Source organism: Aquabacterium sp. A08, from assembly GCF_011742065.1.
In genome coordinates this window covers 1-10,994 of record NZ_JAAQQT010000672.1, presented here as the reverse complement: position 1 = coordinate 10,994, position 10,994 = coordinate 1, and the positions used below count along the sequence as shown (strand labels likewise).

Below are 10,994 nucleotides of genomic sequence, written 5' to 3'. Positions count from 1 at the left end.
CGCTGGGGCGCCCCGGTGGCCACCGCGCCGCTGGCGCGCGAGGTCTGGTGGGGCCTGGGCGCGGTGCTGGCGCTGTTGGTGCTGGCCCTGCTCGGGGCCGCCTGGCTGCGGCGCCAGGTGGGCGTGCAGACGCGCCACCTGCAGGCCAGCGAGGCGCGGCTCAACACCATCCTCGACAGCGTGGAGGCGGCCATCTTCATCAAGGACCCGCAGCTGCGCTACCAGTACGTCAACCGCAAGGTGGCGCAGCTGTTCGGCCAGCCGCGCGAGGCCATCCTGGGCAAAACCGACGCCGAATTCTTCAAGCACGAGTCGGTGCCCGTCATCCTGGCCGACGACCGGCCGGTGTTCGAGCGCGGTGAAACCGTCTCGGCCGAGGAAAAAATCCAGCTCCAGGGCGAGGACAAGCCGCGCACCTTCCTCACCATCAAGCTGCCGCTGCGCGAGCCCAGCGGGCGCATTTACGCGCTCTGCGGCATCTCCACCGACCTGACCGAGTACCGCCACATCCAGGCCGAGATCCACCAGCTCGCCTTCTTCGACCCGCTGACCAACCTGCCCAACCGGCGCCTGCTGCTCGACCGCCTGCACACCGCGCTGGCCTTCTACGGCCGCAACGGGCTGGACGGGGCGCTGCTGTTCATCGACCTGGACAACTTCAAGACCCTCAACGACACCCTGGGCCACGACATGGGCGACCTGCTGCTGCAGCAGATGGCCGAGCGCCTGCAGACCCAGGTGCGCGAACAGGATTCGCTGGCCCGCCTGGGGGGCGACGAGTTCGTGGTGATGCTGACCGAGCTGCACCCCGACCCGCTGGAGGCCGCGCGCCGCGCCGAACACGTGGCGCACAAGCTGCTGCGGACGCTGGCCCAGCCCTACGACCTGCACGGCCGCGCCTACGAGTGCACGGTCAGCGTGGGTGTGGCGCTGTTTTCCGACGCCGGGGGGCTGGTGGAGGACATCCTCAAGCGCGCCGACATGGCCATGTACGAGGCCAAGGCCCAGGGCCGCAACACGGTGCGCTTCTTCAACCCGCAGATGCAGCAGCACGTGGAGGCGCGCGCCGCCTTGGAGACCGACCTGCGCGAAGGCCTGGCGCACAGCCAGTTCCGGCTGCACTACCAGCCGCAGGTGGACGCCGACGGCCGCGTGCTGGGCGTGGAGGCGCTGCTGCGCTGGACCCACCCGCGCCGCGGCGAGGTGCCGCCGGCGCAATTCATCCCGGTGGCCGAGGCCTGTGGCCTGATCCTGCCGCTGGGCCAGTGGATACTGCGCGAGGCCTGCGCCCAGCTGGTGCGCTGGAGCGACCGGCCCGAGACCGCCGCCTGGCGCGTGGCGGTGAACGTGAGCGCGCGCCAGTTCCGCCACGCCGACTTTGTGCCCGACGTGCTGGCCGCCCTGCGCGACAGCGGGGCCGACCCACACCGCCTGGAGCTGGAACTGACCGAAAGCCAGCTGCTGGACGACGTGGACAGCGTCATCGCCAAGATGAGCGTGCTGCGCGCCCGCGGCGTCAACTTCTCGCTGGACGACTTCGGCACCGGCTACTCGTCGCTGTCTTACCTCAAGCGGCTGCCGCTGTACAAGCTGAAGATCGACCAGTCCTTCGTGCGCGACCTGCTGGTGGACGCCAACGACGCCGCCATCGTGCGCACCGTGGTGGCGCTGGCGCGCAGCCTGGACCTGGCCGTCATCGCCGAAGGGGTGGAAACCGACGCCCAGCGCAACGCCCTGCTGGCCGCCGGCTGCCGCGAATACCAGGGCTACCTGTACGCCCGGCCCATGCCGGCCCCGGCGCTGGAGGCCTGGCACGGCGCCGAGCGGGGCTGAAACGGCTCAGCCGCTCAGGCCGCGCCGCAGCACTTCTTGTACTTCTTGCCGCTGCCGCAGGGGCAGGGGTCGTTGCGGCCGGGCTCTTCGCCCTTGACCACCTGTTCCACCCGCGGCCCGATGCTTTTCCACAGGTCGCGCAGGTCGTACACCGCCCACAGGGCTTCGCCGTAGGCGTTCAGGCGTTCCTGGCTGACGCTGGGCGGGCTGTCCTCGCCGAACATGCTGATGCTGGGCTCGCCGTCGTCGTCCTCGGTCATGGCGACGAGGCGCTCCAGCGCGTCCTCCAGCCAGCCGGCGGCTTCCTTGTCGCGCGGCGGCGCCCATTCCTCGGGCCAGGTTTCCACCGCGTACATGAAGCCCAGCGCCCACACCTGGGCGAAGGACGGCAGCTCTTCGTTGGCCAGCTCTTCGGCCATGGCGGCGCGTTCCTCGTCGGTCATGGCGGCCACGGCGCCGCGCACGTCCACCACCTCGGGGGCGTAGGAGCGTTCGTCCTCCAGGCTGTCCACCGGGGCGTCCAGCGCGGTGCGCACCTCGTCCCAGCGGCGCTGCCACAGGGTCAGGAACTGTTCGTACTGCGCCGGGCTGGCGAACAGGCCGGGGCCGAAGGCGCCGCCCTCGTCGTCGCCCAGCAGGGCGCCCAGGTATTCGCTGGCCGGAATCTCGCGGCGGCAGCAGATCAGCGCGGCCATGAAGCCCTCGCAGAACTCCCACTGCGGCACCTCGTCCAGGCGCTCGCGCAGGTCGTCCAGGATCTGGTCGAGCGCGTCGTAGTCGGTGTCGGTCAGGGCGGTGGGGGTGGCGGTCGTGTTCATGCCGGCAGTGTAGCGGCAGGCCGTGACAGGGTGGGTGGCGGCACCTGTTGGTTCCGAGCGACACCGCCGTTTGGCGCTGCAGGAGTTGGGCCAGAATCGCTTCCGTGCAGCCCATCGGCTGTCTGCCCATTCAGAGGCCCCCATGCCCATCTTTGCCACGACGGTGTTCCTCTCAGCGTTCCTGCTGTTCCAGATCCAACCCATCGTCGCCAAGATGATCCTGCCGTGGTTTGGCGGGGCGTCGTCGGTCTGGAGCCTGTGCCTGGTGTTCTTTCAGGCGGAACTGCTGCTGGGCTATGCCTACGTGCACTGGATGCACGAGAAGTTGCAGGCCCACCGCCAGATGGTGCTGCACGGCGGCCTGCTGCTGCTGAGCCTGCTGACCTTGCCGGTGGTGGCCAACCCGGCCTGGCTGGACGCGTTGCCGCAATCCCCCAGCCTGTCGGTGCTGCTGGTGCTGGCCACCACGGTGGGGGCGCCCTACCTGCTGCTGTCCACCACCGGCCCGCTGATGCAGGCCTGGTATGCCCGTTCCAGCCTGTACGCCACGTCCCGGGTGCAGCCTTACCGGCTGTATGCGCTGTCCAACCTGGCCTCCATGCTGGGCCTGCTCACCTACCCGGTGCTGGTGGAGCCCTGGCTGGACCTGCGCCCGCAGGCGCTGGTCTGGTCCACCGGCTATGCGCTGTTCGTGGTGGCCTGCCTGGCCACCGCTGCCGTCACCTGGCGCGGTCTGCACCGCGCGACCGATGCCGATGCCGCTGCCCAGGCCGCCCCGCGCCCGCCGTGGACCGAGTGCCTGCTGTGGGTGGGGCTGGCGGCCACTGCCACGGTGCTGCTGCTGTCCATCACCCGGCACCTGACGCAGGACGTGGCCCCGGTGCCCTTCCTGTGGGTGCTGCCGCTGAGCCTGTACCTGCTGAGCTTCATCCTCTGCTTCGACGCCCCGCGCTACTACGTGCGCTCCGCTTTCCTGGCGGCGCTGCCGGTGGCGTTCCTGGCGCTGGACTGGGTGATGGACGCGGGCATGGAGGTGCTGTGGCTGATCGTGCTGCTGTGCGGCGCGCTGTTCGTGTTCTGCATGGTCTGCCACGGTGAACTGGTGCGGCGCAAGCCGCCGGTGCGCCACCTCACGCTGTTCTACCTGATGCTGTCCATCGGCGGTGCGCTGGGCGGGGCCTTCGTGGGCCTGTTGGCGCCGGCGGTGTTCAATGCCTATTACGAGCTGCCCATCGGGCTGTTCGCCTGCGCCGCCCTGGTGACGGTGGTGCTGTGGTCGTCGCTGCAGCGGCACTGGCGCGTGCTGTTGCTGATGGCGCTGTTGGCCTACGGCGCGCGGCTGGTGGACATTTCGCGCAGCTACGTGCAGGGCTACCAGGCCGTGATGCGCAACTTCTACAGCCAGCTGCGGGTGGACGAGTCCACCGACGCGGTGGGCCCGGTGCGCAGCATGCTGCACGGGCGCATCAACCACGGCGAGCAGTACCTGCAGGAGCCGCACCGCCGCCAGCCCACCGCGTACTACTGCGAGCTGTCGGGCATTGGCCGGGCCATCCGCAGCCTGCCGCAGGACCGGCCCCTGCGCCTGGGCGTGGTGGGCCTGGGCACCGGCACGCTGGCCGCCTACGGCCGCCCTGGCGACGTGATGCGCATCTACGAAATCAACGACCAGGTGCTGAGCCTGGCGCGCAGCCACTTCACCTACCTGCAGGACAGCGGCGCCACCATCGAAACCGCGCTGGGCGACGGCCGGCTGGTGCTGGAGGCCGACCCGCCCCAGGGCTTTGATCTGCTGGCCATGGACGCGTTCTCGGGCGACTCCATCCCCACCCACCTGCTCACGCTGGAGGCCCTGCGCGGCTACCTGCGCCACCTGGCGCCGCAGGGCCTGCTGGCGGTGCACATCACCAACCGCTACCTGGACCTGGAGCCGGTGATGGCCACCGCCGCGCAGGCGCTGGGCCGGGTGGCCGTGGCCTACCCGCTGCGCCCGCCCGAGGGCGACCTGTACTGCCGCAGCTCCACCTGGGTGCTGCTGATGACGCCCGCGCAGGCGGCGCAGCTGCCACCGGTGCTGGCCGGCGGCAAGCCGCTGACCGCCCCGGCCGGCTTCCGCCCGTGGACCGACAGCTTTTCCAACCTGCTGGGCATTTTGAAGGACTGAGCGGCGCCCCAAGGTTGGCAGAGGGCGCTAGACTGTTCCGACCATGTCCGACCCTGCGCACGACCCCCTGCCCGCCCCGCCCACTGGGCACCTGGCCGCTGCCGCCGTCGCGGCGCACCATGGCGAGCCGGTGGCCCCGCGCCTGGCCCCCAGCGCCCTGCGCCTGTGCGTGGACCCCGCCGGCCTGGGCTTTGCCGACACCGCCGAGCTGGCGCACGAGCCGCTGCCCTGGATCGGCCAGGAGCGCGCCCACACCGCCGCCCGCTTCGGCCTGGGGCTGGACCAGCCGCACTACCACCTGTTCGTGCTGGGCGACGTGGGCACCGGCCGTTCCACCCTGCTGCAGCAGGCCATGGACGCCGCCGCCGCCGCCCGCCCGGTGCCGCCCGACCTGTGCTACCTGCACAACTTCCAGACGCCCGAGCGCCCGCGCGCCCTGCGCCTGCCGGCCGGCCAGGGGCGCCAGCTGCGCCAGCACATGGCCGAGCTGGTGCGGGCGCTGCAGACCGACATCCCCAAACGCTTCGCCGAGCCCGACTTCAAGGCCGAGCTGGACGCCCTGGAAAAACGCTACAGCGACCAGGAGGCCGAGGCCTACGCCGCGCTGTCGGCCTTTGCCGACGCCCGCCACTTTGCCCTGCGCCGCGACAGTGGCCAGCTGGTGTTCACCCTGGTCAACCCCGACGGCGAGGGCCTGAGCGCGGCCGAAATGACCGCCCTGCCCAAGGCCGAGCGCGACGCCTTCGACCAGGGCGAGCGCGAGCTGCGCGCGCAGATCCTGCACTTTCTGGAGGTGACCGCGCCGCTGGAGCGCGCCCTGCGCGAAGGCGTGGTGGCGCTGCGCATCCAGGCCATCAAGCCGCTGCTGGACCGGGCCTTTGGCGCCGTGCGCCAGGAGCTGAAAAAACAGTTCAAGGACACCCGCAAACTGGGCACCTGGCTGGACGAGGTGACGCACGACCTGCTGGAGCACCTGGAGCTGTTCGAGCCCGCCGCGCCCGAGGACGACGAGGACCGGCGCGAGGCCCTGGCGCAGCAGCTCGCGCGCTACCGCGTCAACCTGGTGGTGGACAACGCCGACGCCCAGGGCGCCCCGGTCATCGTCGAAAACAACCCGCTGTACCGGCCGCTGTTTGGCAGCATCGAATACCAGTCCGACAACGACGTGCTGGTGACCGACTTTTCGCGCATCCGCGCCGGCAGCCTGCTCAAGGCCCACGGCGGCTACCTGATGCTGCACCTGCGCGACCTGTTCACCGACGAGCTGGTCTGGGAAAAGCTGCGACGCTTCCTGCGCAGCGGCCGGCTGCAGATCGAGGAACCCGGCACCATGTTCAGCGCCCTGGCCACCACCTCGCTCGAACCCGAGGCGGTGGACGTGGACGTCAAGCTGGTGCTGATCGGCGCCAACGAGCACTACTACGCCCTGCAGGAGGGCGACCCGGAATTTGCGCGCCACTTCCGCGTCAAGGTGGACTTTGCCGACGCCTTCCACGCCAGCGACGACACCCGCTACGCCACCGGCGTGTTCGTGGCGCACACCTGCCAGCGGCTGGGGCTGCCGCACTTCAGCGCGGCGGCGGTGGCGCGCTTGATCGAAGACACCCACCGCGAGGCCGAGGACCAGACCCGACAGAGCGCCGCCTTCGCCCGCACCGAGGCGCTGGTGGTGGAAAGCGCCGCCACCGCCCAGGCGCGGGGCGCGCGCCGGGTGGAGCGCGCCGACGTGGACGCCGCCCTGGCCGCGCGCAACCACCGCCACGACTACCCCGACCAGCGCCTGCGCGAGGCCATCGCCGAGGGCGACCGCCTCATCGCGCTCGGCGGCGCGCGCGTGGGCCAGCTCAACGGCCTGAGCGTGATCGACCTGGGCGACTACCGATTCGGCCTGCCCATGCGCGTGGCCGCGCGCACCGTGGCCGGCTCCGAAGGGCTGCTCAACATCGAGCGCGAGGTGGCGCTCTCCGGTCCCATTCACGACAAGGCGGTGCTCATTCTGCACAGCTATCTGTCGGCGCTGTTCGGCCACCTCGCGCCGCTGGCGTTGTCGGCGTCCATCGTCTTCGAGCAGGAGTACAGCGGCATCGAGGGCGATTCGGCCTCCTGCGCCGAGCTGTTCGCGCTGCTGTCCTCGCTGTCGGGCGTGCCGCTGAAGCAGGGCATCGCCGTCACCGGCGCGCTCAACGCGTTTGGCGAGGTGCTGCCCATCGGCGGGGTGAACGAGAAGATCGAGGGCTTTTTTCGCGTTTGCCAGGCCGAGGGCCTGACCGGCGAGCAGGGCGTGCTGGTCCCGCACCGCAACCGCCGCCACCTGATGCTCAACGACGCCGTCTGCGACGCGGTGGCGCAAGGGCGCTTCCACATCCACACCGCGCGCCACGCGCTGGAGGGCCTGGCGCTGCTGACCGGCGTGCCGGTGGGCGAGGCGGGGCCGGCCGACGGCACGCCGGCCTACCCGCCCGACACCCTGCTGGGCCGGGCCGAGGCCACGCTGCACGCCTACCGCCGCGCCATGCACCGCGCGGGCAACCCCAAGGCCTGGCGCCGGCGCGCCTAGCCACCGCTCGGGGCCGGGTCAGGCGTGGGGCGCGGCCCAGTCCCGCGCCTGGTCCAGCACGAAGTCGATCAGGGTCCGCACCGCCAGCGTCTGGTAGCGGTCGGGCATGCGCAGCAGGAACAGCCGGGTGCCGAACAGGCTCAGGCGCCAGTCGTCCAGCGCGGTGACGACACGGCCGGCCGCCACGTCGGCGGCCACCAGGTAGTCGGGCACCAGGCCCACGCCCAGGTCGGCCAGGATGGCCTCGTGCAGGAACTGGAAGTTCTCCGACGCCAGCGTGGGCTGCAGCGCCAGTTCGCGCCGTTCCTCGCCGCGGTAGGCGGCCAGACGCAGCTCGCGCCCCACCACGGTGGAGGTGACGATGGGCAGGTGCTGCAAGTCCTCCAGCCGCTGCGGCAGCGGGTGCCGCGCCGCGAATCCGACCGAGGCGCAGGCGATGTGGCGCATCGGCGCCAGTTCGCGCGCCACCAGGCCGGGCGGCGGCTCGCTCATCACCCGCACCGCCACGTCCACCTCGTCGCGCAGCAGGTCGTCCACCCGGTTGTCGAACACCAGCTCCAGCGTGATGCTGGGGTGCAGGCGCTTGAACGCGATCAGCCAGCCCGACATCACCAGCTGCCCGAAGCCGGTCGGCACGGCCAGCCGCACGTGGCCGTGCAGCCCCTCGGCCAGGCTGGCCACCGACTCCTGCGCCGCCAGCAGCTCGTCGCGGATGGCGCGGCCGTGCTGGCAGAGCTTGCGCCCGGCCTCGGTCGCTTCGATGCGCCGCGTGGTGCGGCGCACCAGCTGCAGCCCCACGGCTTTTTCCAGCTGGCTCAGGTGGTAGCTCACGTTGGCGCGGCTCATGCGGCGCTTGCGGGCGGCCTGGCTCAGGCCCCCGCTGTCCACGATGTCCACCAGCAGCAGCAGGGCGGTGGCGTCCATCATTGTTCAGTACGGTTTGACAGAATGTTCATGGTGTTTGGGATTGTCAAGGAATCAGCGCTGTTGAACAATCCCGCTCACCCCGCCGCCCGCGCGCGGCCCCCTGTTTGCCCTGGCCCCACCCATGACCCTGTATGCCCTGCACGGCGGCGTCGCCGTCGTCGCCCTGAACCACCCCCCCGTCAACAGCCTGAGCCACGCGCTGCGCCGCTTCATCGTGCAGGCGCTGGACGCGGCCGAAGCCGACCCGGCCGTGCGCGGCGTGGTGCTGGCCGGCAGCGACAAAGCGTTCTCTGCCGGTGCCGACGTGGCCGAGTTGGGCACCCCGGCGCAACTGGCCGAGCCGATTCTGCTGACCGTGCTGGCGCGGGTGGCGGCTTGCCGCAAGCCGGTGGTGGCGGCCCTGACCGGCGTGGCGCTGGGCGGCGGGCTGGAACTGGCCATGACCTGCCACGGCCGCGTGGCACTGGCCAGCGCCAGGGTCGGCCTGCCCGAGATCAACCTGGGCCTGATCCCCGGCTCCACCGGCACGCAGCTGCTGCCACGCCTGGTGGGCGTGCCCCAGGCGCTGGCCATGATGCTGACCGGACAGCCCCAGACCGCCCAGGCCTGGGCCGACAGCGGCCTGTTCGACCGCGTGGTGGCCGCCGACGTGGTGGCCGCCGCCTGCGAACTGGCGCGCCAGTGGGCCGAGCCCGGCGCCCTGCCGGTGGGCACCCGCGAGCGCACGCTGGACACCGCCGCCGTGGCCGAGCAGGTGGCTGCGGAGCGCAGCCAGCTGAATGCCCGCCAGCGCCTGCAGCCCGCCTACACCGCCCTGCTGGACGCGGTGGCCGGCTGCGCGCGGCCGTTCGCCGAAGGCGCCCAGCGCGAGCGCGAGCTGTTCCTGCAACTGGTGCCCAGCACCGCCGCCCAGGCCCTGCGCCACCAGTTCAAGGCCGAACGCGAGGCCACCAAGCTGCCGCCCGACCTGCAGGCCGAGCAGCGCCCGGTGCAGACCGTGGCCGTGATTGGCGCCGGCACCATGGGCGCGGGCATCGCCATCTGCGCGCTGGACGCCGGCCTGAGCGTGCTGCTGCTGGAGCAGAACGACGAGGCCTTGGACCGCGGCAGCCAGCGCGTGGCCGATCACTACCGCGGCCGCGTCGCCGCCGGCAAGATGAAGTCCGCCGTGGCCGACGCCGCCCAGGCCCGCTTGACCGCCACCACCGACTGGACCCTGCTGGCCCAGGCCGATCTGGTGATCGAAGCCGTGTTCGAGGACCTCGCCGTCAAGCAGGCCGTGTTCCGGCAGATCGACGCCCACGCCCGCCCCGGCGCGGTGCTGGCCACCAACACCTCTTACCTGGACGTGGACGCGATCGCGAACGCCACGTCGCGGCCGCAGGACGTGCTGGGCCTGCACTTCTTCAGCCCCGCCCACGTGATGAAGCTGCTGGAGGTGGTGCGCGGGGCGCGGACCGCGCCCGACGTGCTGGCCACCGGCATGGCGCTGGGCAAGACCTTGAAAAAAATGCCCGTGCTGTGCGGCAACGCCTTCGGCTTCATCGGCAACCGCATCTACAACGCCTACCGCAAGCAGTGCGAATTCATGCTGGAAGACGGCGCCTGGCCCGAAGACGTGGACCAGGCCCTGACCGGCATGGGTTTTGCCATGGGCCCGTTTGCCGTGGCCGACCTGTCGGGCCTGGACATCGCCTGGCGCATGCGCAAAGCCCAGGCCGCCACCCGCGACCCGCGCGAACGCTACGTGAGCATCCTCGACCAGTTGTGCGAGCAGGGCCGCCTGGGCCGCAAGACCGGCGCCGGCTACTACACCTACACCGACGGCAAGGCCGCCAAAACCACCGACGCCACCGTGCGCGGCATCATCGAACAGGCCAGTGCGGCGCGCGGCCTCACCCGCCAGCCGCTGAGCGGGGACCAGATCACTCGCCGCGCCTTGTTGGCCATGGTGAATGAGGCCGCGCTGCTGCTGGCCGAAGGCGTGGCCGCTCGCGCCAGCGACATCGACGTGGTCCTGGTGCAGGGCTACGCCTTCCCGCGCTGGGAAGGCGGCCCGGTGTTCTGGGCGCGCCAGCAAGACCGCGCCACCCTGGCGCGCGACCTGCAGGCCCTGGTCCGCGACGCCGGTTTCGGCGCCCGCCTGGGCGACCTGGACGCCCTGCTGGCGTGACCCCCCGCCGCCGCCCAACCCTGTAAGCTGTGGCCACGGCCCGGCTGTTGTGCCCCCAGACCGACCGACCCCACCCACGGAGACCCCCATGACCCAAGCCTTCATCTGCGACGCCATCCGCACCCCCTTCGGCCGCTACGGCGGTGCCCTGTCCAGCGTGCGCACCGACGACCTCGGCGCCATTCCCCTCAAGGCCCTGATGGCGCGCAACCCCAACGTGGACTGGGCGGCCGTGGCCGACGTGATCTACGGCTGCGCCAACCAGGCCGGCGAAGACAACCGCAACGTCGCCCGCATGGCCGGCCTGCTGGCCGGTCTGCCGCTGGAGGTGCCCGGTGGCACCGTCAACCGCCTGTGCGGCTCGGGCCTGGACGCCATCGGCACCGCCGCGCGCGCCATCAAGGCCGGGGAAGCGGGCCTGATGATCGCCGGCGGCGTGGAAAGCATGAGCCGCGCGCCCTTCGTCATGCCCAAGGCCGAAAGCGCCTTCAGCCGCAGCAACGCGGTGTACGACACCACCAT

7 protein-coding genes are annotated in these 10,994 nt (G+C 71.4%); 5 read left to right on the top strand and 2 right to left on the bottom strand.

From position 1 onward, the window contains the following. Positions 1 to 1,833: bifunctional diguanylate cyclase/phosphodiesterase (locus HA630_RS16815; protein ID WP_208300130.1), on the top strand; the 1,833-nt coding region annotated here is incomplete at its 5' end. Positions 1,834 to 1,847: 14 nt separating this feature from the next. On the opposite strand, the gene HA630_RS16810 is transcribed toward HA630_RS16815, so the two are convergent. Beyond that, on the bottom strand, positions 1,848 to 2,651 hold the full coding sequence (locus HA630_RS16810; protein ID WP_166836140.1) for a YecA family protein: 804 nt from the start codon (positions 2,649 to 2,651) through the stop codon (positions 1,848 to 1,850). A gap of 142 nt (positions 2,652 to 2,793) precedes the next feature. Here HA630_RS16810 and HA630_RS16805 point away from each other — a divergent pair, with 142 nt between their 5' ends. Further along, on the top strand, positions 2,794 to 4,815 hold the full coding sequence (locus tag HA630_RS16805) for a fused MFS/spermidine synthase (protein ID WP_166836138.1): 2,022 nt from the start codon (positions 2,794 to 2,796) through the stop codon (positions 4,813 to 4,815). 43 nt (positions 4,816 to 4,858) lie between these two features. Beyond that, entirely contained in the window at positions 4,859 to 7,372 is a 2,514-nt protein-coding gene (locus HA630_RS16800; RefSeq protein ID WP_166836136.1) for a Lon protease family protein, read from the top strand. An 18-nt stretch (positions 7,373 to 7,390) separates the two neighbouring features. Here the strand turns inward: HA630_RS16800 and HA630_RS16795 are convergent, their stop codons facing one another. Beyond that, positions 7,391 to 8,296: a LysR family transcriptional regulator gene (locus tag HA630_RS16795; RefSeq protein WP_166836134.1), complete on the bottom strand. Its 906-nt coding sequence runs from the start codon at positions 8,294 to 8,296 to the stop codon at positions 7,391 to 7,393. Positions 8,297 to 8,420: 124 nt separating this feature from the next. On the opposite strand from HA630_RS16795, the gene HA630_RS16790 reads away from it, so the two are divergent. Further along, positions 8,421 to 10,472: a 3-hydroxyacyl-CoA dehydrogenase NAD-binding domain-containing protein gene (locus tag HA630_RS16790; protein WP_166836132.1), complete on the top strand. Its 2,052-nt coding sequence runs from the start codon at positions 8,421 to 8,423 to the stop codon at positions 10,470 to 10,472. 88 nt (positions 10,473 to 10,560) lie between these two features. Further along, a partial coding sequence (locus HA630_RS16785) for a beta-ketoacyl synthase N-terminal-like domain-containing protein (protein WP_305792626.1) occupies positions 10,561 to 10,994 on the top strand: 434 nt, incomplete at its 3' end.